We start from the raw sequence: 25,400 nt of genomic DNA, 5'->3' as shown, positions 1-25,400 counted from the left end.
GCTCACTCTTCCTCGGGCACTTCGTTGAGCACGGCCCAGAACTTGCCCAGCGTGCGCACCGCATCGAAGAACTGGTCGACGTCCACCGGCTTGACCACATACGCGTTCACGCCCAGATCCCAGCTGCGCGCCAGGTCGCTTTCCTCGCGCGAGGACGACAGGATCACCACCGGCATGCGCTTGAGCGTCTCGTGATCGCGCAACTGCTTGAGCACTTCCAGGCCGTCCATGCGCGGCATCTTGATGTCGAGCAGCAGCACCGCCGGGTCGCCCTCGGCGCGGTCGGCGTACTTGCCGCGACGGAACAGGTAGTCCACCGCCTCGACGCCGTCCTCGACATGCACGATCGGGTTGGCGAGATTGGCCTCGCGCAGCGCATCGATCGCCATCTCGGCATCGTGCGGGCTGTCCTCGGCGAGAAGGATGGTGCGGATTTCGCTCATTGCTGTTTTCCTGGTGAGGACAGAAGACCCGGCTCCTGGACGGAGGCGGGAAGGGTGAAGAAGAACGTGGCGCCCTGGCCCGGCGCCGACTCGGCCCAGATCCGCCCGCCGTGGCGGCCGAGCACGCGACGCACGCTGGCCAGGCCGACGCCGGTGCCGGGGAACTCGCTGGCCGAATGCAGGCGCTGGAACACGCCGAACAACTTGCCCGCGTATTGCATGTCGAAGCCCGCGCCGTTGTCGCGCACCGAGAACTCGTAGCCGCCGTCGTCCAGCCGCCGGCAGGTGACCTCGATCGTCGACGGCTCGCTGCCGCTGCTGTACTTGACCGCATTGCCCAGCAGGTTCAACCACACCTGCCGCAGCATGTTCTCGTCGCCGACCACGATCGGCAGCGGCGCGATCGTCCACTCGATGCGGTGGTCGGGCTTCTCGGCCTTCGCGTTGCTGTCGAGCATCGCGCGTGCATCGGACACCATCGTCTGCAGATCCACGCTCTGCAGCCGCAGCGCACTGCGGCCCAGGCGCGAGTACACCAGCAGATCGTCGATCAGCGTGGACATGCGTCGCGCCGAACTGCCGATGACATTGAGGTAGTGGCTGCTCTTCTCGTCGATGTTCTCGCCCAGATGGCGGCCGAGCTTGTCGGCAAACCCGGCGATGTGCCGCAGCGGCGCGCGCAGGTCGTGGGAGACCGAATAACTGAAGGCCTCCAGCTCGCGATTGACGTCGGAGACCTGCTCGATCTTGCCCTCGAGCTGCTGGTTGAGCTCGCGGATCTGCCGTTCGCTGATGCTCTGCGCGGTCACATCGGACGCGGTGATCAGCGCCACCGCGTCATCGCGGTCGGGCAGCGGCATGCGCCGGGCATTGAGCAGCATCGTGCGCTCCACCCCGTCGACCGTGGCCTGGCTCAGGCGGTAGTCCCACAGCTCGCGGTTGCGCGCCAGCACATCGTGCAGCCGCCGCAGCGTCTCGGCATCCTGCCAGGCGCCGTCGCCGATCTCGGCCAGCGCATGGCCGCGCGCATCGTCGTCCACGCCATAGAGCTCGGCGAACGCCGCGTTGTGCATCACCACCCGCTGCTGGTTGTCGACCAGCACGATCGGCTCGCGCACGCTGTCGAGCACCGCCAGCGCCCGGCTGCTGGCGCTCAGCGCCTGCCGCTCGGCGGCCACGCGGCCGGTCTGCTGGCGCAGCGCGAAGTAGCTCGCCGCCGCCAAGAGCAGCAACTGCACCACCATCGCCGCCCAGCTCGACAGCTCGGCATTGCGGTTGGCACGCGCCGCCACCGCCTTGCGGTCCAGCAGCAGCGCCTCTTCCTCGGCCACCACGTCCATCACCAGCCGCTGGATCGGGTAGAGCACGATCATCTCGTCGATCTGCCGGTTGGTCGCCGCCTCCTCGGCGGCGATCACCTGGTCGATCCGGGCCAGACGCTGCTCGAGCATGTTGCGCAGCGCGCCCAGCCGCGCCTGCTGCGCCGGGTTGTCCCGGGTCAACTCCAGCACCGCCTCGACATTGGGCAGGATCCGCTCGCGCGCATCGCGGATGCGCTCGCGCAGCAACGGCGAATCGATCCCGCGGGTCAGTGCGATCGCCGCCGCCTCCAGGCTGCGCGCATCGGCCGAGACCGCCTGCACCAGCGTCTGGATCTCGCGGGTATGCACCACCTCGAGCGTCGCCTCGTCGGCCTCGCCGATCGCCGCGCGCATGATCAGGAACGGCCCGACCACGATCAGCACGATCGCCACCCCGAGCGCAGGCAACTGCCAACGGCTGGAACGCGAGGCGGTATGGGGCATCGGGATGGGCTCGGGCGCGGGCGGGGGGCGCAATCATGCCGCATCCTCCCCTGAACACGGGATCATGGCGGACGGCCGGGCGGCCCGCAATCGGGCAATGGCTGCCGGGCCCGGCCGGCGAGCCGGACCCGGGCAGACGCACCGCTGGAACGCGCTGTCCCCGACCCCCGCAACCGGCGCGCCCGGCAGAACGCGCCTGTTAGAATCGACCGTTCGACAACGACCCCTTGCACGCGGCCGCGCGCGCCGCGCTGGAGCACATCTGATGAACTGGCTGAACGACGTCCTGCAGAACGACCCCGATCCGACCGAGACCCGCGAGTGGATCGAGTCGCTCAAGGCGGTCATCGACGTCGGCGGCCCCGAGCGCGCGCACCAGCTGCTCGAGAACATGGTCGAGCTGACCCGCCGCGCCGGCGCCCACCTGCCGTTCGCGCCGACCACCGAATACGTCAACACCATCCCGGCCCACCTCGAGCCGAAGATGCCGGGCAACAGCGACCTGGAATGGCGCATCCGCTCGATCATCCGCTGGAACGCGATGGCGATGGTCGTGCGCGCCAACCGCAAGCCCGGCGACCTGGGCGGCCACCTGGCCAGCTTCGCCTCCAGCGCCACGCTCTACGACGTGGGCTTCAACCACTTCTTCCGCGCCCCTTCCGCCGATCACCCGGGTGACCTGATCTGCACCCAGGGCCACAGCTCGCCGGGCATCTACGCCCGCTCCTTCCTGGAAGGCCGCATCAGCGAAGAGCAGATCGACAACTTCCGCATGGAAGTCGACGGCAAGGGCGTCTCGTCCTACCCGCACCCCTGGCTGATGCCCGACTACTGGCAGCTGCCGACCGTCTCGATGGGCTTGGGCCCGATTGCGGCCATCTACCAGGCCCGCAACTGGAAGTACCTCGAAGCCCGCGGCCTGATGCCCAAGACCGACCGCAAGGTCTGGTGCTTCCTCGGCGACGGCGAGACCGACGAGCCCGAGAGCCTGGGCGCGATCTCGGTGGCCGGCCGCGAAGGCCTGGACAACCTGGTGTTCGTGATCAACTGCAACCTGCAGCGCCTGGACGGCCCGGTGCGCGGCAACGGCAAGATCATCCAGGAGCTGGAAGGCCAGTTCCGCGGTGCCGGCTGGAACGTCGTCAAGACGATCTGGGGCAGCTATTGGGACCCGCTGCTGGCCAAGGACAAGGACGGCATGCTCAAGAAGCTGATGATGGAGACCGTCGACGGCGAGTACCAGAACTGCAAGGCCTTCGGCGGCGCCTACACGCGCGAGCATTTCTTCGGCAAGTACCCCGAGACCGCCAACCTCGTCGCCAATCTCAGCGACGACGACATCTGGCGCCTCAACCGCGGCGGCCACGACCCGCACAAGGTCTTTGCCGCCTACCAGAACGCGATGGACACCAAGGGCCAGCCCACGGTGATCCTGGCCAAGACCGTCAAGGGCTACGGCCTGGGCAGCGCCGGTGAAGCGCTCAACCCGACCCACAACACCAAGAAGCTCGACGACGACGCGGTGCGCACGTTCCGTGACCGCTTCAAGATCCCGGTCTCCGACGCCGCGCTCAAGGACGGCGACGTGCCGTTCTACCACCCGGGCAAGGATTCGGAGGAAGTGCAGTACCTGCTCGAGCGCCGCGAAAAGCTGGGCGGCTTTTTGCCGCAGCGCCGCCGCAAGAGCACCGAAAGCCTCAAGGCCCCCGAGCTCAAGGTGTTCGACCGCCTGATGCAGGCGACCGGCGAGCGCGAGATCAGCACCACGATGGCCTTCGTGCAGTCGCTCTCGGTGATCCTGCGCGACAAGCAGGTGGGCCCGCGCGTGGTGCCGATCGTCGCCGACGAAGCCCGCACCTTCGGCATGGAAGGCCTGTTCCGCCAGCTGGGCATCTACGCCCCGCAGGGCCAGAAGTACAAGCCGGTGGACCGCGACCAGCTGATGTACTACCGCGAAGACGCGGCCGGCCAGGTGCTGGAAGAGGGCATCACCGAAGCCGGCGCGTTCGCCAGCTGGATGGCCGCGGCCACCAGCTACAGCACCAACGACCTGCCGATGCTGCCGTTCTACATCTACTACTCGATGTTCGGCTTCCAGCGCATCGGCGACGCCGCCTGGCAGGCAGCCGACATGCGCGCCCGCGGCTTCCTGCTCGGCGCCACCGCCGGGCGCACCACGCTCAACGGCGAAGGCCTGCAGCACGAAGACGGCCACAGCCACCTGCTCTCGGGCGCCATTCCCAACTGCCGCAGCTACGACCCCACCTTCGCCGGTGAGGTCGCGGTGATCCTGCAGTACGGCATGCAGCGCATGCTCGACGAGCAGCGCGACGAGTACTTCTACATCACCCTGATGAACGAGAACTACCCGCACCCGGCCGTCACCCCCGAGGCCGCCGAGGGCATCATCAAGGGCATGTACCTGCTCTCCAGCACCGCCGACACGGCGACCTCCCCCGCCAGCAAGTCGGACACCTCCCCCGCCAGCGGGGGAGGTCGAAGCGGCGCAGCCGCTTCGGGTGGGGGCAACTCGGGCAAGAAGAAGTCCACCAACCTCCCCCACGTCCAACTCCTGGGCTCGGGCACCATCCTGCGCGAAGTCATCGCCGCCGCCGAACTGCTGGACAAGGACTTCGGCGTGACCGCCGACATCTGGTCCTGCCCCAGCTTCACCGAGCTGCGCCGCGACGGCTTCGACGCCGAGCGCTGGAACCGCTTCAACCCCGAAGCCAAGACCCGCCGCAAGCCCTACGTGACCGAACAGCTCGAAGGGCGCCCCGGTCCGGTGATCGCCGCGACCGACTACGTACGCGCCTTCGCCGACCAGATCCGCGCCTTCGTGCCGCACACCTACACCGTGCTCGGCACCGACGGCTTCGGCCGCTCCGACACCCGCGCCAACTTGCGTCGCCACTTCGAAGTGGACCGCTACTACATCGCCCAGGCGGCGATCGACGCGCTGGCGAAGGACGGGAAGATGACGGGGAAAGACGTTGCCAGGGCGATCAAGCTGTACAAGATCGATCCGGAGAAGGCGAACCCGGTTGGGGTTTGATTCGAATAAGTAATGAAAACGGCGGCTAGAAAGTCGCCGTTTTTATATGTACGCAGAAAGGAATAAAAATGTCAAAAGGAATTAGGCTGATTGCGGACGGATCGAACGCTACGGGGGATCTATTCACTAGGATAAGTCGTGATCTATTCTTCGCGATCGGATACGACGAGATACGCGTAGATGTGCATAAAACTGGGCGGGAAATAGACCTCCAAGGTGAGCACAGAACTGAAGCAAGAAGCGTGCGAGCTGAATGCAAAGCTCACTCAGTGAAAATTGGTGGCGCAGATCTTAATAAATTCCTCGGCGTTCTCACTCGCGAGCGAATTAAATTTCCAGGGCGACGGGTGGAGGGTTATTTCCTCTCATTAGCAGGTTTCAGTGAAAGTGCCATTGAGCAAGAGCGTGAATCAGGCAGTGATGGGTTGATCCTATTAAACGGCGAAGATGTCGTCGAGCAATTGGTCGCCTCGCGCGTAGTGGTCCCCTTTGAAGTGGCCGTGGGAAAATCTAGTCAATGCTTAGGTAAAGACTCGAACATCCTTGAGATGAGTGGCGGGGAGTTAATTGCCCATCAGCTCGGCTACTTTTGGGTAGTTTTCTACTCGAAATTTAAGGAAAGGACGCATTACTCGCTGATTCATGCGGATGGTACGCCCATAGCGAGTAGTATCGCCCTTCAGGTCACTAGCGACGATATGAAAGAAGGTGATTCGTCGCTCGCAGGCATGATTCATTTGGCGCCGCCGGGGAATCACATTGATGGCGAAGCACTTGCCGCCGCTGAGAACGTCTACCGAAACTGGGTCTCACACGAGTACGGATATATTCAGCTTGACGGTCTACCTGCGGATACTGAGTTAAGTGCGACAAGGCTAAGGCTTGAAAGGCTTTTTGTTCCATTGCGTGCACACTATCTGCCACTTGATCCTTCAGAAGACTTAAACGCGACTGAGTCGAAGATGGATTCGGTAGAGTCCTTGTCACTAGGAGCAATGCTCGGTCAGTCCAATCGACTCGCCTTGCTTGCAATTCCTGGAGGTGGCAAAAGCACATTCCTTAAACGATTGGCAACTGCCTACTCATCTCCTGAAAGGCGGTCGGAGATTGATGATGGCCTCCCGCTTGGCGATTGGATGCCGGTATTCTTGCGTTGCCGAGAGCTGAAAGATCGCGTTCATTGGTCGCTTCAGGAGATCATAGGGGCTATACCGAGCTACGCGGGCATGAATGACAAAGAAGCTGCCGCGTTCCGAGTGGATATCCACGAAAGATTGCGGTCGGGCCGAGTGCTTCTCTTGGTAGATGGGCTTGACGAGATATCCTCGGAATCCGATAGAAGAATATTTGCGGAGCATCTTCGGACTTTCATGTCGATGTTTCCGCGGATTGCTGCCGTCACCACTTCTCGCGAAGCTGGATTCAGAATAGTCGCTGGGGCGGTTGCAAGTGTTTTTAAGCCGGCACGAATTGCGCCCCTCTCATCTGACGACGTTGTGGCCTTGTGTGAGAAGTGGCATACAGAGGTTGTGGCAGACACTGAAGCTGTAAGATCGGAATCACGTAATGTTGCTATGGCAATACTTACGAATAATGGTATCAGGCCGTTAGGAGAAAATCCTCTTCTGCTGACCACCCTTCTAGTCGTTAAGCGGAGCGTGGGGGAATTGCCTCGTAGCAGGTCATCTCTGTATCGAGAAGCCATTCGCGTATTAGTGCGGACATGGAATGTGGAAGGCTATGCGCCGCTAGATGAGGAGGAAGCGCTTGCGCAGCTATCATATGTCGCGCTGGAGATGTTTAAGAGTGGCCTGCAGCAAATTGGCCATAGAGATCTAATGGATCTTCTTAAGGATGCAAGATTGGAATTAGCTGACGAACTCCAGTTTAGCAAGGTATCTCCTTCAGATTTTTTAGAAAGAATTGAGCATCGGAGCAGTTTGATCCTACAGTCGGGGCACGCGAGGATCGATGGGTTAACTCAGCCAGTTTATGAATTCAGGCATTTAACTTTTCAAGAGTACTTGTCAGCTAGGGGGTTGGTTGAAGAACAGTTCAAGGGCCGAGATAACGCGGCTCCGTTAGCTGATCTCTTGGGTCCTTATTATGATAATGAGCGCTGGTCGGAAGTTATTAGCTTGTCGTCAGCAATTTCTGGTCGTAAAGCAGGTGGTTTAGTTAGTCGTTTGATTGAGAGCTGTGAGCTTGATGCTGCACGAGGAAAGTTCCCATCTATTCAGCTTTCGACAATTACGAGCTGCCTCAAAGAAGACATACAGATATCGGGCGGGGTGCTTGAGAAAGCGCTTGATCTGATAATAGATAATGCCGAACGATCCGGCAGCGACCTAGTGCAGACTTTGATTGCCGGCAAGTTTGGCCACCTCGTTAGGGCTTCCGTGAAGAAAAAGTTTTGGGGGAGGTCACGTAATTATTCGCAAGTGTGCTCGGTATATTCAGAGATGGTGTTGAATGACGAGCCGAGGTCTGCCCGGCTGGATGATCTAGGTTTTATTGAACTGATCTTGGGCGAAGTTAATTGCGCCTTGGCTGAGCGGCAGGCTGCGTTACTGGTCCTTATGATGAATGCAGCTTACAGAATAAGGAATAGCTCCGAATTTATAAAGTCTGACGGCCAAGCAATTATGAGTGCTTCGGCTGAGGTCGCTGTAGGCTGCCTAGATTCAGACGTGCCTCAAGTGCAGTTCTGTGCTGCGTGGGCTCTCTCGTGGATTGGTCAGTGCTTAAGGACCGCTCCTGATTGTCTAGAGGACGCCTTGTATAAGCTGTCAAGAAGATGGGGCGAGCGAATTGGCGAGCCGGACTCAAGATTTTTTGCGTGGGCAGTCTCGTCACTGCCGGCTGTAGAGAAGGTGGAACTTCGATTGGAGCCTAATTTGGTTAATCGATTCCTCGAAGAAGCTGCAGTTAGTAAGGCCGGGACATATCATGACCATGTGGAGATGGGGGCGTTAACGTTAGCTTGGTACGCGCGTGGGCTGGTGTCAGATTCCGAGATTGCCGAGCGGCTGCTTCTTTTTCCTGATTATCAGCGTAGACGCTCGTCGGCAGCAACGTTGCTGCGATACTTGGGCATTGAGGACTCCGCGGTAAAGAAGCCACGTAGGAAGGTTCAGAGGCGTATTTGAGCGGATCGGAAATGGATAGTGGATTTATGCTTACCTAACTTCTTAGACCTGCTCGCCATTGGTAAGCAGCACCGCATTGGAAGGAAACTAACATTTCATTATCAGTAATCTGTTGAATTAAGACCGCATTTTCCGCTCCGGTGACCGGCAAGGAGAGGGTGTGGCGCGAATTTACAGGGCCGACCGCAGCTTCGCTGACTGAGTTCAATGCGGCGATTGGCGAGTTCGAACACAGGATCAAGTGGCCTCGGCAGCCGCGAATAGATCCGCGGCTTGGACTGGGACGCGATCGAAATTAATAAGCTGATGCTCGATGAACGTTAATCAACCGAGTGCGTCGTCAGGTCGTGCTTCCTTGTAGCCGATCATCTGCCAGTGTGTGTGACCTGCCGAAAAAATGGCGGGTTGCAAATGCTACACAGTAGGCGTCGGACACGCGCACCCTGCGCAGTCGCAGGGACTAGGTGTGTAAACCCAGTACGTTGTTCAGCGGGATGCGGGAGATGGGTGGCCTGTAACCGAGGCTGGCATGCGGGCGATGCCAGTTGTAGTGGTGCAACCAGTGGGTGAAGGCATTGGCTCGCTGCTCGGAGTTGTCGTAGGCGCACGCGTAGGCCCATTCGCGCAGGCTGGTCTGGACCAGACGTTCGGCCTTGCCGTTGGTGCGTGGGGTATACGGCCGCGTTCGCGAGTGGCGCATGCCGACCCTGCGGACCAGGCGACGGAAGCGGCGGGACCGGTAGCAGGAGCCGTTGTCGGTCAGCAGCCGCTCGAAGCGCACGCCTAGGGTGCGGTAATAGCGAACCGTGCGGATCAGCGCCTTGCAGGCGCTGCTGCCGCGTTCGTCCGGCTCGATGGATCCGAAGGCCACGCGCGAGTGATCGTCGATGGCCAGGTGTACATATTCCCAGCCGATGCCGCGATGGCGGTGCGACCGGTCGCCGGTGACGCGATGGCCCGGCGAGCCGATCCGCCCCAGCTTCCTGATGTCCAGATGCAGCAGTTGGCCGGGCCGGGCGTGTTCGTAGCGGTTCTCCGGCACAGCCGGCTCCAACTCGGCCAACCGATGCAGACCGGCACGGCGCAACAACCGGGCGATGGTGCTCGGTGCCACGGGCACCTGCTGGGCGATCTGGCGGTAGGTCTGGCGCGAACGGCGTTGTTCCAACACCTGGGCCACGATGGCCGCAGGCGTGGCATGGGGACAGGCATGCGGCCGGGAAGTGCGGTCGGTCAATCCCTCTGGCCCTTCCTCCCGGAACCGCTTCAGCCACTTGTAGGCGGTCCGCACGCTGACGCCCGCGCTTCTTCCACGCGAAGGCCGTGAACGAGGACCCGATCCACGAGCAGGGCTCGACCGCGAGGACTCAAACGGGCATGTTTATGCAGGTTCATCCGGGGCTCCTGGGGGCTGGTTGGCTTCGTAACCCCCATCTTCCAGAGAGGCCCCGGATGAACAACCTACTGAGAGATCACAGCTAGGTCATCCACGCCCGTAGAGTGATGCTGGCAAATTTGGACGATGCGCCGGCCTCGAGGCGTTACCCTTGTGGCTTAAATTTAGCCCGCTCTCGCTCCCGCCGGTCGGAAACTGCGTCATCAAGTGATGCCTCGTGAATCTCGTAAATCTGCAGCGGCACCAGCACGCAACGAAGCAATGCAACGAAGGTGAAGCCAAAGCAACTGGCCCCCACTATGCGCTGCGTCACCTGGTCTAACTGAAGAGCATAGAAGCATAGCCATGTAATCGCGAATGCCGCGCTCAGTACCGATGCGAATAATGTCTGTGCCTGCGAAGACAATAAGAACTTGATTCGCTCTGTATATGCCTCTAGTTCTTCTAGTGTTAATAAACTTGCATTATCTATGCGCCCAGAGAAAAGCATTAGAGTAACCATGAAGCCAGCTAGTAAACTGCCGAGTGCGATCACGCCAGCGAGAAGGGCGAATAGCGCGTCTTCTCGCTGTGCAATAGCAAAAGCCGGCACGATAGACCACCCCGCCCACCCGCCCAGGGCCAGGGGAATCATCAGTGCAGTGAAATGGCGAAGACTAAAGCCGATGCCCACGGTCAAGCCTCCCATAGCTCGAAGGGCTGACCAGCTAGCCGTCCATTCTTCCGGCAGTAGGCGCATAATCGATCTCAGTCATCCGTCGCCATCGTTATCAATAACCTGAGCGCCAACTGGTCGCCCTGCATTATCAATAATTCGCCAGCCCTCATCGTCAGGGGCGCGCACTTCGTCAAGGTAGTTCCACATTGTGTCCTCGATGTCAGATGTGTTGTAGCTGCCGGACGGGTTAATCTGAATATCCATACGGCGCTTCTCCACGAACTTGCGCAGACCCGTAATCTTCTGGCCATCGCGCAGATACACCGTCACCGAGTCCAAACCACTGTCAGCTGCGTACTCGTCTAGCGCCTGAATCCCTTTTCTCGTATTGTCGCCATCCGGAAAGTCAATCTCCGCATGTACTATTGCCCTATTTCCGGCCCATTGCTTCAGGCTACTAAGTCTGAACGCAAGCGGGCGGCGCCGATTTGTAGTCCGTGTGGCAAGGCTCGCACTTATGCGCTCAACGCCGCCCGCCGCTTGTATGGACTTTCTAAGGTCGGCGCCGATTACGTCCATGAACTCAATGCCAGGAAGGTTATGGTCCACATGCTCGCGAAGCATCGCAGTAAGCGACAACGCAAGCGTCGCCGTGCCGCCCCCTCCCTTCTCCTGTTCGATGATTGCGCATTGCCCAAAGAACAATGCCCTATAGCTGTGGATCACTTGACGTGTCTGGCCAGTGGCCGGATCGACAATCGGTACCGAGCTGATAGGCAGCGAGTTGGCGGTAAAATCTGGGATCGTCTGCTCTGGTGCCAGGCCGTTGACGTAGGAGACACATTCGATCAAGTGTCCGTCTCGTCCGTTGCGACGCTTCGCGCGATTAATATAGAAGCATGAAGTTCCGGTGGCGAGTCTATTAGGAGCCGGCGGCGGGGGCGGTACATGCCTTTGACCTACGCGCGGCGCGGCAGTCATAAGCCGGCGCAGTAGGTCGTCCATATTCGGCGGGACGTAGCCCTTCTTACGCCCCACTTTGAACCTCACAATCTTTAAAGCAAAAGTCCGTTTTGCCGTTGGCATTGCTCCCCCTAGCGCTTCCGGTTGGTGAACTTCCATACCGTATCACCCTAGAGGTTCTGGAGTAAGAAGCAGGGTACGCCCCACCGAGAAGGTGCCGGCCCGCCTCCCCGTCCACGTCCGGGCTAGCTCGTGTCACCAGCGCGGGCGTCCTCGTAATCCAAGAGCTTTGGGCTGGAGCTCCGCATAAGATAGACGTGGTGCCGACTGGCGAAGGCCAAGCCGTTCTCGGAGCGCAGCAGAGGTGACGCTGGGGCGGGGCGTGGTATGCTGAATAGAGGGCTAGCGCTTGCCCGTAGCGTGATCCTTATGGCCGGCCTCCGCCGCTGTTTGAAAGTTGACTGCGGTCAGCGCCAGGATGGGCGGGTATGTATACAACGCGCGGCCCAATCACGTTGCATTGTCGGATAATGGATGAGGGGTCGAAGTTGCGTTGATCCGCTCGATCCATGCCTCGCCAGTTCTCGCCGCAACCTTCTCAGCATCGCTGTGCCATAGGCTCAGGAAGGCAGCTGCGCCCATGATCAGAGCGAGGGCGGCGAAGGCCCATTGGCTTATGCCCTCAACGCGTGTGGCGTAGTACGCAGCTGCCATGCTGGTGAGTGCGAACAAGAAGTAGCGGACGACCGGCCAGTGACGCAGCGCGCCGCGTGTGGTGCGATTCCGGTGCCATTTGTGCTGCCAGCTGACACTGCGGGTCTCGGGGTCGTAGTCCAGAAATGACCAGAGTTCGGACAGATCAAGCAGCGCTTGGCTCGCATGTGGATGCGAGAGTGCGGTCCGGATGACGTGGGCAGGCAGGGGCTTGCCGTAGAGATGCCGGATTGTCACTTCCAGCCACAGGTCATCGTCCACGCGCTTCGGATCCCAGTGCTCTAGGAACTCGCGTCGATGTTGGCTGCGTCGCCCGTGGAGGCCAAATAGTCCGCGTACCGCGTAGAAGAGGAGGGCGAACAACACGACGGGGATGAGTAAGCCGGGCCCGCTGGCTGCAATCAAGTCCTTGATCACGTCGATACTGTCCACTGCTGAGGCTTGAGGGAGCGAAAGATTAGGAGAGCTGTTGTGCGAAGCATTTGCGATGGTGCGCCAAGAAGCGGTGTTGTTCGGGCCTGAAGCGCTCTACCTTGCGATCTGGTTGGATAGACCAGCGGTCCAGGACGTCCCTTGGCAGCGCTGTGTGCACCCGAATCTGTCCGTCGTTCTCGAAGGTCAGAAGGTGCTTGTCGAAGAGGGCATCGACATGCGGAGAGAGCATGATGCCGTTCGAGCCGCTGAGGCGCTCTTGATTGGTGGCATCACGCCAGGGCTTGATGTGGCTGGCGACGAGCAGGCGTTCGTCTTCGACACCTGTCACCTTGCAGCGCGGGTCGTCAAGCAGCACGAGCTTGCGAAATAGGCCCTGGCCCACACGCGCCTTCGCGAGTTGCAGGCGCTGGGTGTCTGAGATGCTGCGATCGCGTTCGATCTGGGCAAGGTCGTCGAGCAACGCGGCATCGTGCCCCGGGTCCTGGACTCTGTAGCGCGACGCGAAGACCGGCGTCGTTTCGATCCCAAGAAGTTCCAGCAGCAAGTGGCCCAAGGCATCTGAGATGCTTGCCAGATAGCAGGATTGGTTGCCATGGCCGTTGCGACGAATCGGCGAATATCGATCCGGCAGTAACGGCGCGATGGTGGCCGCATGCGCCGTCGGGCGGAGCGGCTTGGGAACTGGCGTGAAGTACGCGCTGACGAGCCAACCTTCGTTCGCCCAAGCGTCGCCCGCCTTGCCGAACTCGGTGGGTTTTGGGCTTGCGGATGCGGCTTCGGTCACTTGACCAATGGCGCCGATCTGGCCATCGGCATACGAGAACACAAGGTCGCCGGGACGCACGAGTGTCATGTTCTCGTACGTTTGGTTGAATGCGCCGTTGGCGTTGCGGAAGGGCGACCAGAGGTAGCCTCCGCGGACTTCAAGGTCGCGTGTCTGCTTGTGATTGACCCACCAGAACGCCATCAGGGCCTCCCCTCGAAGGAGGATAGCGCGTTCCTTCGGCCGCGGCGGTGTCGTACGAGATGGGGGACCGCCCAGGCATTGTGGTTGTCGTCCATGGCACGGCCACCTCCGCTAAAGGCGCCAGCAGCCGGGGTGCTCCTTGCCCCGGCCCGCGCGTCTGGCGACTGGCCCGAAGGCAAGGATCGCGCGTTGCTGACGGAGGTTAGGATGCAAGTTCCGGCTCAGGAAGGACGTCGGTGGGCGCCGCAGGCCCGTGTCAGATTTTTCTGGTTATGGCGCCAGGGATTTCTGCGACTGCGGGTGCTTCGCCGTTTTGGCGGCTTCGCGCGTGGTGCCGACCGCGAAGTCGTCTGATGAGGATCTGGGCTGTTGATCTCGTTCCGGCATCCCGTCCAGATCACACAAGCGGTCGCCGCTGCCACATAGCGGTTCCGGGGAGGCAGATCGCGTCCGCACCACGCCCGGCATCGCAGACGTGGCGGGGAGCTCTCGATCGACCCCTTCAGCGCATCCGCGTGCGGCGTCACCCGATTCTGACGCGACGGGCACACAGCAAAGAAGGCCGGCACCATGTGCGGTGCCGGCCTCGATGGCCGGATCAGTGGAGGGTCTTGGCCACTGCGGCTTCGAACTTCCTGATGAAGCCGGACAGGCTCTGGCCACAGGCCTTGCAGTGCGCGCGTAGCTCGAGCACATCCAGCCGTCGGCGGCCGCGCTCCACATTGCTGACGTACGACTGCGGTCGGTTCAGTTCCTCGGCCAGCCTGGCCTGGGTCATGCCGCTGATCTTCTTCCGGCTCTCCTTCAGCAGGCTCACCAGGATCTGGTACTCGGGCTTGTAGATCGACTTGCTTGTCATTGCAGGCTCCTTGGGTTGAAGGCCAGGCCTACCCTAAATCTGCTTTCCATATATCCGAAAACTAGATATGCTCGATCCGGGCCATGAGCCATGTGCCGCCCGCGCGCGAAGACGCTGTTGCGTCTCTTCCCGCCCCGGCCGGCCGCCTCACTCAATGGAGAGATCGCATGTCGAACGCATCGGCTGTTGTGCGTGGTTTGCCGCTGGAAAGGTGTCGCTCCGCCGTCTCGGCGCCTGCGACGCGCGCAGTCCGTATCGCCAGGCCAGCAACCGGCCAAGCGTCGGCGCAGGCAGCAGGGGCCCTGGCCTGGCCATCCACACGGCCGACCTCGCGCCGGCCGGCCGCGAATGCACTCGCAGCCGCCGTCATCGCATTGCTGCCCCTGGCCGCCGCCGCACAGGAGACCGGTGCGGTACGTGAGCCCGATCGCCCCTCGGACACCCGGGAGACCGAAGCCGCCGCCACCCAGCTCGACACCGTCCAGGTCACCGGCACCCGCATCCGCGGCGGCACCACGCCGTCGCCGGTGATCACCTTCGGCGCCGAGCGGATCCAGGAAGAAGGCTTCCGCGACCTGGGTGACGTGATCCGCAGCGTGCCGCAGAACTTCTCGGGCGGGCAGAACCCCGGCGTGGCCGCCGGGGCGACGGCCGGGGCAGGGGGCGTCGCCAACCAGAACATCACCGGCGGTTCGTCGTTGAACCTGCGGGGCCTGGGCGCGGATGCGACGCTGACGCTGCTCAACGGCCGACGCATGGCTTACGGCGGCTTCTCGCAGGCGGTGGACATCGATGCGATCCCCGTCGACGCGGTCGAGCGCATCGAGATCATGGCCGATGGCGCCTCGGCCATCTACGGCTCCGATGCCGTGGGTGGTGTGGGTAACGTCATTCTCAAGCGGGAGTACACAGGCGCGGCGGTTGGCGCGCAGTACGGCCGTACGGCCGATGGCGGACTGGCCAGCCATGGCTACACCGCAACGGCAGGCTCGGCCTGGTCGAGCGGCGGGCTGATTGCGACCTACAAGTACGCGTCCGCCGAACCCATCCTGGCCAGCCAGCGGGCCTTGACGGTCCACATGCCCGAGCCGACCACGATCTATCCGGGCAGCCACTTGCGCAGCGCGTTGGTCAGCGGGCACCAGTCGCTCGGCGATGCGGTGGAGCTGCGCCTGGATGCGCTGCGCACTGAGCGGGAGCAGCGGTCCACCGCCTACTTCAGCGGGATCTCCAGCTACTACAGCCGGTTCTCGCCCGTCACCACGACCACGCTGGTGGCGCCGAGCCTGGAGATCGCATTCGCCGACGACTGGCAGCTCGCCATCGGCGCCACCTGGGGGCGCGATCGTCGTGTCCAGGACGAATGGATGACGATGGTCGCCAACGGCGAGGTGCTGCCGTCGCCCTACGACGATTGCTACTGCAATGAGAGCCGCGCCTACGAGGCGGGTGTGGAAGGACCGCTGTTCGCGCTGCCGGCCGGGGAGGCGCGTCTTGCGGCGGGCCTGGGCCAGCGTGAGAACGACTTCGTGCAGCGCAACGTCGTGTCCGGCGAGCGCTTGATCGAAGGGGACGAGCGCAGTCGCTTCGCGTATGCCGAGTTGAGCCTGCCGTTGCTGGCGGGCTCCAATGGCAATGGGCCACAGCGGCTGACGCTGACGGCTGCCGTCCGGCGTGAGTCGTACGACAGCTTCGGCAGTGTCGCCACGCCCAAGCTCGGGCTTGTCTACAGCCCCACTGGCGACTACACGCTCAAGGCCTCATGGGGCAGGTCGTTCAAGGCGCCCACGCTGCTCCAGCAGTACCAGCGCCAGAACGCCTTGCTCTACCCGGTGGCGGTGTTTGGTGGCAGCGCCGACAGCGATGCCACGGTGCTTGCGGTCTTCGGCGGCAATCCGCAGCTGGACGCGGAGCGCGCCCGGACCTGGACGGGCACATTGGCACTGCATCCGCGTGCGCTGCCCGCCCTTGAGGTGGAACTGTCCGTGTTCGATATCGACTACACGGACCGTGTGGTCCAACCCGTGGGCAACTATGCCGAGGCGCTGACCAACCCGATCTACGCGCCGTTTGTCGATCGCTCGCCCACTGCCGAGGGGCAGGCCCGGATCATCGAGGCGGCGGCGGGCTTCTACAACTACACCGGTGGCAGCTACGACCCCGCCGATGTCACGGCGCTGCTGTACGCCCACTTCGTCAATGTGGCGCGGGAGCGGATTCGCGGTGTCGACCTGTCGGGCGCTTACCGGTTCGATCTCGGGCCCGGACGGCTGACTGTCCGCGGAGCAGGGAGCTGGCTGGACAGCACGCGTGAGAACAGCCCGGCCGATCGTGCGTTCGATCTGGCCGGCACGTTGTACAGCCCGGCCAAGGTCAATGGCCGGATCGGGATGGTCTGGCAGCAGGGCGGCCTCGGTGCCTCGCTGTTTGCGAACCACACCAGCGGCGTGCGCAGCACCGTGGACGGGACGAAGACTGCATCGTTCACCACTGCGGATCTCACCCTGCGCTACGCGTTTGACAGCCGACGCAATCCGCTGGCCGGTTGGGATGTCTCGGTGTCCGCGCACAACCTGTTCAATCGTGCGCCGCCGTGGCATCGCGTCACCGATCCGACCTGGTTGCCCTACGACTCGACCAACTACTCGGGCATCGGGCGGCGTCTCGATGTCTCGATCACACGCCGGTTCTGAACTGCGGCACATCGGTCCGTCGTCCTGACGGGCGACGGCGCTCGATGCTTCGTCAAGGAGTGCATGGGATGGTGATGGTCTGTTTGCGCAATGGCCGCGCTGCGGTGATGTTGGCGGTCGTGCTGGCGATGGTGCTGGCCCCTTTCGAGGCGACGGCTGTCTCGCCGCGACGCTTGGTGGAGGTGGTGGATCTCTCCGGGCTGGTCGTGTCGCCGGATGGGCGACAGGTGGCCTTCCGGGCGGATCAGCCGTCTGTTGAGCGCAATACCTACGATTCGGTGTGGTACGTCCAGGATGTGGATGGGAAGGCACCGCCACGTCGGGTCGCGGAGGGTGGCGTGCCGCTGCGCAACAGCTCCGGCGGCGCATTGCCTGCCGTGGCGCACTGGTCTGCCGATGGGCGCTCGATCTTCTACCGGGCGTTGCTGGACGGTCGCATCGAGGTCTGGCGCGCCGCTGCGGACGGCTCGGGCGCAGAAGCGGTCGCGCGGGACCCGGCGAATGTGCGCGATTTCAGGCTCGGCGAGGACGGCACGACGCTGCAGTACAGCGTGGGCGCGCCTCGCGCGGACATCGTCGACGCGGAGCAGGCGGAGTACGCGCGTGGCATCCATGTCGATGCCTCGATTCCGATCGGGCAGGGTGTCTTCCGCTCCGGTCATCACAAGGGGCGGCTGGCGACGCAGCGGTTCACGGGGCTCGGCTTCGACCGTGAAGGTTTGCTGGACGACGTGCCCGAGCGCTGGGTCGAGATCGACCTGCGGACGGGCGCGCGCCGCGAGCTCGTGCCGCCTGCGGCGAAGGCGGCACCCAGTTCTGTGGCCGGGGCCGCGCCGCTGAACCGGACTTGGGTCCGAGACCCGCAAAGCGGTCGGACCGCCACCTTGACCCGGGCGCTGGCGCCTGGTGGGCCGTATACCGAGCCGGTTGCGACCCTGTCGGTCCTGGATCGGCGTGGACGCGAGATCGCGCAGTGCACTGCGCCCGCCTGTACCGGGGCGGACATCACCAGTGCGCAATGGCGGCCTGGGCGCAATGAGCTGCTGTTCACCACGAGCCCTGTCGAGGCGGGCCGGGCGCAGACGGTGTTTCGCTGGAGCGTGGATACCGGCGCGGTGACGGTGGTGGCGACGTCGCGCGGCTTGCTCAATGGTGGGCGAGAAGTGGCGAGTGCGTGCGGGGTGGCGGCCGATGCGATGGTGTGCGTGACTGCGGAGGCCGACCGCCCGCCGCGCCTGGAGCGCATCGAGATCGACACCGGTCAGCGGCAGGTGCTGTTCGATCCGAATGCGTCGCTTGCGTTCGATCTTGCGCAGGGCGTGTCGTCCAGGTTCCTGCGCTGGCGGGATGCAGAAGGCCGCGAGTTCACCGGCCAGCTCCTGCTTGGGCGGGGCATGGCCGCCTCCCCGCGGCCCTTGTTCGTGACGTACTACACCTGCAGCGGGTTCCTGCGTGGTGGGACCGGCGACGAGTGGCCGCTGGCGTCGTTTGCGCAGGCTGGCATTGCGGCCCTGTGCATCACCGCACTCCCGCACAAGCCGGACCCGATCACGCGTTATGACGAGGGCATGTCTGCGGTCCGGAGTGTGGTGGACCTGCTGGCGGGCGAGGGGGTGGTGGATCCGGGCCGCGTGGGAATGGGAGGTTTCAGCTTCGGCAGTGAGGTCACGCTCTGGGTGGCCGCGGAATCGGATCTGTTGGCCGCGACCTCGGTGACATCGCCAGCGGTGACGCCGCTGTACCACCTGATGGGCAGCTTGCAGGGCGAGCGGTTCGCGACCGGTCTGCAGGCGGCCTGGGGGCTTGGCGCGCCAGATGCCACGCCGGAGGCATGGAGGCGGCTGTCGCTGGCCTTCAATCGGCAGAAGGTGAGGGCGCCGGTGTTGTTGCAGATGCCGGAGCAGGAGTACCTGTACGCCCTGGACTACATCATCCCGATGGTGCGCGACGGTCAGGCCGATCTCTATCTGTTCCCGACCGCACCCCATATGAAGTTCGAGCCGCAGCACAAGCTGGCGGCCTACGAACGGAACCTGGATTGGTTCTGCTTCTGGCTGCAAGGCGTCGAGCGGGACGGCGCAGGAAAAGCCCCGCAATATGCGCGCTGGCATCGTATGAAGCAGCAAGCGGAGGGGCGGCCAAGCCCGGAGGGTGATCGAGGCCGCGATTAGCGCTGGTGGCGGACCCAGTTCTCGATCATGCACAGGTCGAGGATGCGGAAGAAGGACTGGTCTCGCGACGGAAAGGTCTTGCGAAAGAAGGCGTCAAGCTCGGCTGTCGCGAGGAAGCCGCGGGCGTTGAGTTCGCCATCGAGCAGGAAGCGACGCATCCGTTCGCTGTTCCGGCGATAGACGGCGCCCAGGTACTGCGCGAAGTCGCCTTTGCTCTTGCGGTTGAGGACCTCGGTCGGCAGGAGGTCCGAGAACGCCGCCCTCGCAACGGATCGGTTCCTGCCGCCGGCGACCCACATCCAGGAGGGGACCGTCAGGCAGGCTTCGACGACCGGCTGCGACAGCAAGGGCAGACGCAGTTGCCGCGCCGGGCCGCGCCACATGCCATGACGGTAGAGCTGGGTGCCCGCCAGGTACTGGATGCGCTCCCGGTCGCCGGGGAGTGCGTCATCCGGTGCTTGAAACCACGGGTGGGTGTCGAGCGCGCCGTTCGGCACGTCCTCGCGCAGCAGCGTGCGGTCGGCGTCGTAAGGCGCCTTGGGCGGCCGCGTGAGCTTGTTGAAGGTGAGACGTGCCGCTTTCCAGCGGGTGCACTGGTGCAACTGCGACAGGTCGCCGATGGCCCGTGATCCTGCAAGCAGGCCACGCGCCCTGACCGCATCGGCGGCGGGCGCCGCGTTGCCCAGGTAGCAAAAGATCACATCGCCCCCGCCACCCGAGTAGTGGGCCGGGCTTGTTTCGCTGCCGCCGGCAACGGCCATCGCTTCGTTGAGAGCGTGCTGGAGCACATTGATGCGGGGTGCCACCGACCACGGCGGCGGTGCAGCGTCGAAGCGGGCCGTCGGGAAGTCGAGCTCCCGGGCATGCAGCGGCGCGCCGAGCATGTTGGCAACGAGCGTGGCGTACTGTCGCTCGTCCGCTCCAGGGACCGGCGTGAACAGCGTATGGCAGCTCACATCCGCCCCTGTCGACACCAGGGATGCCCCGATGATCGATGAGTCGAGGCCGCCCGATACTTCGACCAGGATGTTGCTGTCGATTCCGGCCCAGGCTTGGATCGATGACAACACGGCATCGCGGACGCGGCGGGCGGCCTCGTCCGGGTTCCGCACGCGGCGTTCGTCGGTGACGAAATCCCAGGGCGACCAGACTTGCTCGATGTGGGTGCTGGAACCGCGGACAAGCAGTGTGCAGCCCGGCAGCAACTCGGTGACCTGCGCCAGCGCTGTGCGGGCGGTCATTGCGTGAGGGTAAGTCAGGCAGACGGGCAGGAAGTCCCAGTCGATCTCTCTTCGATACAGGCCGATGCGAACTGCCAGCGAGACATCCGACGTCACGAAGCCCCCGCGTGCGCCAACCGCGTAGACGCAGGGCACGCCGCCGGAAGGATCACGGGTGATCGACAGGGCGCCGCTCGAGGCATCGCCCGGCTGGATGAGCAAGTAGTCGCCCCAGCACTGCGTCAACAGGACGGACCGCAGGTCTTCTGCGCTGTTCAACCTGGGAAGGTCTTCCGGCCGTCGCACCGGTGCACCGTCCCGTCGAAACAGATGCCCGATGATCGCGCCGCCGCCTGGCGCTTCTAGAACAGGCGTGTGCTTGTCGGCGTACAGCTGCACCGTGGCGCTGGACAGACGCAGTGACAGGCCGATCTCATTGAGCTTCGGACCGATCTCAACAGGATCTGTGGCGGCCGGCTGGTCGTCATCCACGATTGCAATGTAGCGGTAGGGCATCAGAGCACCCGTATCGGCGTGTACGACGTTGCGTTGCCCACCGTGTCGTTGAGCACCAGGTCGCCGGCTTGCACCCAGCAGTGGGCGGAGAAGGGATCGTCGATGACCCCGAAGACGATGTTCGTTGCGAACCCACGCCTTGCCAGAAAGTGCGCCATGGCGAGTGAGTCGAGCAGACAACAGGTCTCGATGGGGACATGCAGCCGCGCGCCGACGAAAGCGCCCGCTTCATCGAGTAGCCGTGCTTCATCGTGCTCGGAGCGTGGGGTGCGTCGCGCACACTGTGTCAGCCTCTGATCCAGCGCGCTGACGATGGCCTTGAGGGATCTCGTCCGCAGGTGCCGGCGTGTGCGGATGACGGTCGCGGCGACTTCGATCAGCGCCGAGATTCCGCGTGTCTGTGCCTTGGTATGAAGCTCGAGCACGCTTCGGCTGGGTGTGGGGCATTGCGCATCAGTGCGCGGTTCGTCGGCCGTGGCGGTGGTGAGGATTCGGCGTTGGACCAGTGTTTCAAGTGGTGCCGCATCAATGGGGGCGCCGCTGACATGGCGAAGGAACGCAGCTTCGAGTGCGGGCCCGAGCCGGAAGTAACGATCGCTCTCGATGTCGAGAAAGATCGCCCGTCCATCGATCAGGCAGTACGACAGGTCTTGTCGAAGGGTATAGGCCATGATCGGCGTCCCGGCCGTGGGCGCACCTTTCGGTGCGCCCGTTCGGTCAGTCTTCCGAAATGCCCGGCGCGATACGCAGGTTCACGCCTTCGGTGGGCATGCCCGGAAAGCCCTGCGTCTCGACGCTCGCAACGCCGAGCTCGATCACATCGTCCTGCACCTGGGTGCGGGTGTTGTCGTTGTTGCTCATGACGGTCTCCTTTGCGATGCCATGGACATCCATGGCGGCTTCAAGCTAGGAGCCGAACGCAGTGATGCTCAAATAATATTTGATTGATGCAGAGTTGATACTTCCCGCTTTGTGACAGCGGTCGCGAACGCTGCTGTGGTGCATGACGCAAGGGCCGCAGTCAGTCAGTGCACGGAGGCCCGTTTCTGACTCAGATGCGAGACGATCCTCGGCACCATGGCGATGCGACGCTCGTGGTAGGCGCGTATGCCGGCCTTGAGGGACGAGACATCCCGCGCTGCCCAATGCCGGTACAACGCGCTCAGTTCGTCGTGGGCATCATCGAGCAAGGCGTGCTTGGCATGGCGCACTGGCGCGAGCTGGTCGTTGGCGCGTTTGAGCGCCGTGCACAGCTCTTCGTAGTCGGTGGCGTCTGCGATCGCATTGAATAGCGCCCAGGCTGCGTCCGGAATGGCCGTGGGTTCCGGAACGGCGGGCAGTTCGGCGGCTGGATGCGCTGCGCTGCCTCTGTCGATGGCATCGAGGAGCAGGCGTTCCAGCCACGCGTAGCGTCCCTCCAGGGCGGACTCGAAGAGCATCGGCACATGGAAGCCACCGCGCGGATGAATCTCGATCAGATCCGCGCCCGCCAGCTGATGGAGCGCATAGCGGACAGGCGTCACACTGGTCTTGAACTCGCGTGCCAGTGCAAGCGGCTCGATGTGCTGGCCCGGCAGGTAGCGGCCTTCCCGCAGCACGCGTCGGATGCGCTCGAACAGAAACGCGCTCTTGGTGTGCATTGCGTTCATCGCGGAACTCCGTCTCGGCGTAGAACTTCGTCCTGTGACGAAATTACTACAGCTTCGCGATGGGTGCGATCTGTGACCGGGGCCGCGGATTTGCCAAGCGATGGGATTGAGGGCGACGTCTCTGCAGATGGGCGCAGCGATTGCGGGTCGAAGCGTTGCTGGCGCGATACTCCTTGAGTGTCAGCATGCCCACGTGCGCGCATGCACGCGCCGCCAGCCCGTGCTGCACGTTCGAGTGTACGGATGCGGGTGATCTTTTGATCGGCATGTTCGCGCTTGGAACGCTTGCCGGCCGTGCTTGTCCCCGGGGACATTGGCGCCCGCATTGCTCGTCGGCGTGGGCATCGCGTAGGACGGCAGTGATCGCGCCGCATGGAACGCTGTGGAAGTGCCGCGCTGCGATGAACGCGCGCCGCACGGCTCACCGGGTGCGACAAACTGTCGCGCGGAGGCGCGAGACGGGCGGCCTAAAATACGACCTTGCGATGCCACCGCGCCGCTGACGCGGCACGACGAGGCGCGAATCCGCGCCTCACCCGGGTGGCATCGAGACCTGGACATCCTCCCATGTACGACTGGTTCCCCATCGTCTTCATCATCTTCAAGGTCGTCGTCCTCGGCGTCGGCATGTTCTACGCCATCAAGTGGCACCACGATCAGGCGAAGAAGGACGAGCAAGAGAAGAAGGACGCGCTGGAGCGGCAGCGGCAGCGGGAGGCGGGTGAGGCCTAAGGCTTCTGCGTTCAGGGCTGCCTTACTCGGTGTGACGGCCAACTCCACCCTCTGAGTGAGACGCCGGCGGTGTGCGCCCTTCGATGACAAGAGGGCGTCGCGCTTTCCTGGTTCTGTCGGCAGGTCATGCGGCCGATGCGCCCGCATTCCAGCTGCGCTCCTGCGCAGGCCTCAGTGGGTATCGTCCTGCCGGTCATGGAGGGCGCTGCGTTGCTCCTGGCTGTCGAAAGCGCGACGTGCCTGACGAACCTGTTCCGCATTCTCGACCACCCATGTCCAGACGGGCGACATGCGGATCAGGAGCGCCCTTCCGAGCGAGGTCAGTGCGTACTCGACGCGGAGGGGCTTTTCATCGTACTGCCGGCGAATCACCAGGCCGTCACGCTCGAGGGAGCGGAGGGTCTTGGTCAGCATTCGCTGCGTCACGCCGGCCATCTGCCGCTTGATCTCGGCATGACGCATCGTTCCATACACGCCCATGGCGTGCAGGATGCCCAACGACCAGCGGCTGCCCGCGTGCGCGAGGACCTCCCGCCGGAGGCCGTCATCGTCGTCCCGGAGCGTCTGGCAGACGAGCTCTGCTTGGCGTAGTGCGTCGTCATCGTCCATGGCGTTTCCAGGGATCACGTGTGTGCCTTCTTGAGCGCGTTAGGGGCCGGTGCAACCATTTGCCCATCTTATCTGCAACAGTTCCACTGCCATCATGGGTCCGTCAAGCTCGCTTCCTCCCCAATCGATTCTCGTTCTAGGCGCTGGCGAACTGGGACTCCCGGTGCTGCGCAATCTGGCCCGCGTCGCCGCGCGGGCGCCCGGTTCCACAGTCAGCGTGCTGCTCAGGGCGTCGACCATCGACACCCAGGTGCCTGAAAAGAAGGCGGACATCGACGAGCTCCGCAGCCTGGGCATTCAGATGGTCGCTGCCGATCTGGTGAACGATTCGATCGATCAGCTCGCAGACGTGTTTTCCCGTTTCGACACCGTGATCGGCTGCGCGGGTATGGTCGCGGGACGGGAAACGCCGATGAAGCTGGCCACCGCCGCGCTCAGATCCGGTGTGAAGCGCTACTTCCCGTGGCAGTTCGGTGTCGACTTCGAGGCGATTGGACGGGGCAGCCCGCAGGACCTGTTCGACGCCCAACTCGATGTGCGCGAGTTGCTTCGCAGCCAGGACAAGACCGAATGGGTCATCATCTCGACCGGCATGTTCACCAGCTTCATGTTCGAGCCGGCGTTTGAGGTGGTCGATTTAGAGACCGACACGGTCAATGCCCTCGGCAGCCTGGACACCAGCGTGACGCTCACCACGCCCGACGACATCGGCGCGCTGACTGCGGAGATCGTGTTCTACGAACGCCGTTTCCGTAATGAGATCGTCTACCTGTCGGGCGATACCGTGACTTACGGTCAGGTTGCCGACATCCTCGAGCGTGTGCTGGGGCGCCCGTTCAAGCGCAATGTCTGGAGCGTTCCGTACCTGCTCGATGCACTGGCGAAGGATCCCACGCATCACATCAAGAAGTACCGCGCTGTGTTTGCGCAGGGCCGAGGCGTGGCGTGGCCGAAAGCGGGCACGTTCAACGACCGCGAATCCATTGAGGTCACCACCGCCGAGCAATGGGCGAGGGACAATCTCAAGGGCAAATGAATTGCGGGTGGGCATGGGTCCGCACCTTCCCTTGGCTGGCGCGCTGTGACGCCAGTCGGTCAAGCTCGGCCGGACTAAAGAGGTGTGCGGCTCTGAGGGTTTAGGCAGGCGAGCGGTGTTGTCCGCGCAGCGCCCAGATGGCATCGGGATCTGGACGTCCTCCCAGGTACGACTGGTTCCCCACCGTCTTCATCATCTTCAAGGTCGTCGTCCTCGGTGTCGGCATGTGCTTCGCCATTAAGTGGCGCCGCTATCAGGCGAAGAGGGGCGCGCTCGAGCGGCAGAGGGAGGCGGGCGAGGGGTAGCGGGCAGGCGCAGGTTTCATGGAAT

The 25,400-nt window shown here is 63.1% G+C and carries 18 protein-coding genes and 1 pseudogene; 6 read left to right on the top strand and 13 right to left on the bottom strand.

Annotated features, from left to right (window positions below; all coding sequences use genetic code 11):
* Positions 1-2: 2 nt before the first annotated feature.
* Together FHW73_RS13185 and FHW73_RS13180 are read right to left on the bottom strand one after the other, a co-directional pair.
* Positions 3-443 carry a response regulator gene (locus tag FHW73_RS13185; RefSeq protein ID WP_183427208.1) on the bottom strand — a complete coding sequence of 147 codons (441 nt, stop codon included), beginning with the start codon at positions 441-443 and terminating at the stop codon, positions 3-5.
* Entirely contained in the window at positions 440-2,248 is a 1,809-nt protein-coding gene (locus FHW73_RS13180) for an ATP-binding protein (protein ID WP_183427207.1), read from the bottom strand. Before FHW73_RS13180 ends, FHW73_RS13185 begins: the two co-directional genes overlap by 4 nt.
* A gap of 265 nt (positions 2,249-2,513) precedes the next feature.
* On the opposite strand from FHW73_RS13180, the gene aceE reads away from it, so the two are divergent.
* Together aceE and FHW73_RS13170 are read left to right on the top strand one after the other, a co-directional pair.
* The gene (aceE, locus tag FHW73_RS13175) at positions 2,514-5,303 is read left to right on the top strand and encodes a pyruvate dehydrogenase (acetyl-transferring), homodimeric type (RefSeq protein ID WP_183427206.1); all 2,790 of its coding nucleotides are present in this window, start codon (positions 2,514-2,516) and stop codon (positions 5,301-5,303) included.
* 68 nt (positions 5,304-5,371) lie between these two features.
* Entirely contained in the window at positions 5,372-8,452 is a 3,081-nt protein-coding gene (locus FHW73_RS13170; RefSeq protein ID WP_183427205.1) for an NACHT domain-containing protein, read from the top strand.
* 460 nt (positions 8,453-8,912) lie between these two features.
* Here the strand turns inward: FHW73_RS13170 and FHW73_RS13165 are convergent.
* The 6 genes and pseudogenes from FHW73_RS13165 to FHW73_RS13140 all read right to left on the bottom strand — a co-directional run bounded on the left by FHW73_RS13165 (position 8,913) and on the right by FHW73_RS13140 (position 14,444).
* Positions 8,913-9,847 (bottom strand): annotated as a pseudogene (locus tag FHW73_RS13165) (IS481 family transposase).
* Between the two features lie 146 nt (positions 9,848-9,993).
* Complete coding sequence (locus FHW73_RS13160; RefSeq protein ID WP_183427204.1) at positions 9,994-10,521, bottom strand: hypothetical protein; 528 nt, start codon at positions 10,519-10,521, stop codon at positions 9,994-9,996.
* A 78-nt stretch (positions 10,522-10,599) separates the two neighbouring features.
* On the bottom strand, positions 10,600-11,358 hold the full coding sequence (locus tag FHW73_RS13155; RefSeq protein WP_183427203.1) for a hypothetical protein: 759 nt from the start codon (positions 11,356-11,358) through the stop codon (positions 10,600-10,602).
* Between the two features lie 621 nt (positions 11,359-11,979).
* The gene (locus FHW73_RS13150; protein ID WP_183427202.1) at positions 11,980-12,615 is read right to left on the bottom strand and encodes a hypothetical protein; all 636 of its coding nucleotides are present in this window, start codon (positions 12,613-12,615) and stop codon (positions 11,980-11,982) included.
* Positions 12,616-12,640: 25 nt separating this feature from the next.
* On the bottom strand, positions 12,641-13,585 hold the full coding sequence (locus FHW73_RS13145; protein WP_183427201.1) for an HNH endonuclease signature motif containing protein: 945 nt from the start codon (positions 13,583-13,585) through the stop codon (positions 12,641-12,643).
* Positions 13,586-14,183: 598 nt separating this feature from the next.
* Positions 14,184-14,444, bottom strand: a complete 261-nt coding sequence (locus FHW73_RS13140) for a helix-turn-helix transcriptional regulator (RefSeq protein ID WP_183427200.1) — start codon at positions 14,442-14,444, stop codon at positions 14,184-14,186.
* Positions 14,445-14,818: 374 nt separating this feature from the next.
* Here FHW73_RS13140 and FHW73_RS13135 point away from each other — a divergent pair, with 374 nt between their 5' ends.
* Both FHW73_RS13135 and FHW73_RS13130 read left to right on the top strand, forming a co-directional pair.
* The gene (locus FHW73_RS13135; protein ID WP_255492980.1) at positions 14,819-17,137 is read left to right on the top strand and encodes a TonB-dependent receptor; all 2,319 of its coding nucleotides are present in this window, start codon (positions 14,819-14,821) and stop codon (positions 17,135-17,137) included.
* A 68-nt stretch (positions 17,138-17,205) separates the two neighbouring features.
* A complete protein-coding gene (locus FHW73_RS13130; protein ID WP_183427198.1) occupies positions 17,206-19,308 on the top strand; it encodes an Atxe2 family lasso peptide isopeptidase in 2,103 nt (700 codons plus the stop codon).
* On the opposite strand, the gene FHW73_RS13125 is transcribed toward FHW73_RS13130, so the two are convergent.
* The 4 genes from FHW73_RS13125 to FHW73_RS13110 all read right to left on the bottom strand — a co-directional run bounded on the left by FHW73_RS13125 (position 19,305) and on the right by FHW73_RS13110 (position 22,693).
* On the bottom strand, positions 19,305-21,044 hold the full coding sequence (locus FHW73_RS13125) for an asparagine synthase C-terminal domain-containing protein (RefSeq protein WP_183427197.1): 1,740 nt from the start codon (positions 21,042-21,044) through the stop codon (positions 19,305-19,307). The genes FHW73_RS13130 and FHW73_RS13125 overlap by 4 nt on opposite strands.
* Complete coding sequence (locus tag FHW73_RS13120; protein WP_183427196.1) at positions 21,044-21,715, bottom strand: lasso peptide biosynthesis B2 protein; 672 nt, start codon at positions 21,713-21,715, stop codon at positions 21,044-21,046. Before FHW73_RS13120 ends, FHW73_RS13125 begins: the two co-directional genes overlap by 1 nt.
* A 46-nt stretch (positions 21,716-21,761) precedes the next feature.
* Positions 21,762-21,905: a benenodin family lasso peptide gene (locus FHW73_RS13115; protein WP_183427195.1), complete on the bottom strand. Its 144-nt coding sequence runs from the start codon at positions 21,903-21,905 to the stop codon at positions 21,762-21,764.
* Positions 21,906-22,069: 164 nt separating this feature from the next.
* The gene (locus tag FHW73_RS13110; protein ID WP_183427194.1) at positions 22,070-22,693 is read right to left on the bottom strand and encodes a GntR family transcriptional regulator; all 624 of its coding nucleotides are present in this window, start codon (positions 22,691-22,693) and stop codon (positions 22,070-22,072) included.
* A gap of 567 nt (positions 22,694-23,260) precedes the next feature.
* Between FHW73_RS13110 and FHW73_RS13105 the strand changes: the two genes are divergently transcribed.
* Positions 23,261-23,425 carry a hypothetical protein gene (locus FHW73_RS13105; RefSeq protein WP_183427193.1) on the top strand — a complete coding sequence of 55 codons (165 nt, stop codon included), beginning with the start codon at positions 23,261-23,263 and terminating at the stop codon, positions 23,423-23,425.
* A 171-nt stretch (positions 23,426-23,596) separates the two neighbouring features.
* On the opposite strand, the gene FHW73_RS13100 is transcribed toward FHW73_RS13105, so the two are convergent.
* Positions 23,597-24,034: a helix-turn-helix domain-containing protein gene (locus tag FHW73_RS13100; RefSeq protein ID WP_183427192.1), complete on the bottom strand. Its 438-nt coding sequence runs from the start codon at positions 24,032-24,034 to the stop codon at positions 23,597-23,599.
* A gap of 94 nt (positions 24,035-24,128) precedes the next feature.
* Here FHW73_RS13100 and FHW73_RS13095 point away from each other — a divergent pair, with 94 nt between their 5' ends.
* The gene (locus FHW73_RS13095) at positions 24,129-25,070 is read left to right on the top strand and encodes an aromatic alcohol reductase (RefSeq protein WP_183427191.1); all 942 of its coding nucleotides are present in this window, start codon (positions 24,129-24,131) and stop codon (positions 25,068-25,070) included.
* Positions 25,071-25,400: the final 330 nt, after the last annotated feature.

The sequence above is a fragment of the Luteimonas sp. RC10 genome, assembly GCF_014192745.1.
In the GTDB taxonomy this organism is placed as follows: Bacteria; Pseudomonadota; Gammaproteobacteria; order Xanthomonadales; family Xanthomonadaceae; genus Luteimonas.
This window is presented reverse-complemented; position numbering and strand designations above follow the sequence as displayed.

Bases quoted from the DNA above. Each gene is read 5' to 3' on its own strand.
- FHW73_RS13180 (WP_183427207.1), bottom strand. From the start codon at position 2,248: ATGCCCCATACCGCCTCGCGTTCCAGCCGTTGGCAGTTGCCTGCGCTC.
- FHW73_RS13125 (WP_183427197.1), bottom strand. From the start codon at position 21,044: ATGCCCTACCGCTACATTGCAATCGTGGATGACGACCAGCCGGCCGCC.
- aceE (WP_183427206.1), top strand. From the start codon at position 2,514: ATGAACTGGCTGAACGACGTCCTGCAGAACGACCCCGATCCGACCGAG.
- FHW73_RS13095 (WP_183427191.1), top strand. From the start codon at position 24,129: ATGGGTCCGTCAAGCTCGCTTCCTCCCCAATCGATTCTCGTTCTAGGC.
- FHW73_RS13110 (WP_183427194.1), bottom strand. From the start codon at position 22,693: ATGAACGCAATGCACACCAAGAGCGCGTTTCTGTTCGAGCGCATCCGA.
- FHW73_RS13185 (WP_183427208.1), bottom strand. From the start codon at position 443: ATGAGCGAAATCCGCACCATCCTTCTCGCCGAGGACAGCCCGCACGAT.
- FHW73_RS13100 (WP_183427192.1), bottom strand. From the start codon at position 24,034: ATGGACGATGACGACGCACTACGCCAAGCAGAGCTCGTCTGCCAGACG.
- FHW73_RS13140 (WP_183427200.1), bottom strand. From the start codon at position 14,444: ATGACAAGCAAGTCGATCTACAAGCCCGAGTACCAGATCCTGGTGAGC.
- FHW73_RS13115 (WP_183427195.1), bottom strand. From the start codon at position 21,905: ATGAGCAACAACGACAACACCCGCACCCAGGTGCAGGACGATGTGATC.
- FHW73_RS13145 (WP_183427201.1), bottom strand. From the start codon at position 13,585: ATGGCGTTCTGGTGGGTCAATCACAAGCAGACACGCGACCTTGAAGTC.
- FHW73_RS13120 (WP_183427196.1), bottom strand. From the start codon at position 21,715: ATGGCCTATACCCTTCGACAAGACCTGTCGTACTGCCTGATCGATGGA.
- FHW73_RS13105 (WP_183427193.1), top strand. From the start codon at position 23,261: ATGTACGACTGGTTCCCCATCGTCTTCATCATCTTCAAGGTCGTCGTC.
- FHW73_RS13170 (WP_183427205.1), top strand. From the start codon at position 5,372: ATGTCAAAAGGAATTAGGCTGATTGCGGACGGATCGAACGCTACGGGG.
- FHW73_RS13130 (WP_183427198.1), top strand. From the start codon at position 17,206: ATGGTGATGGTCTGTTTGCGCAATGGCCGCGCTGCGGTGATGTTGGCG.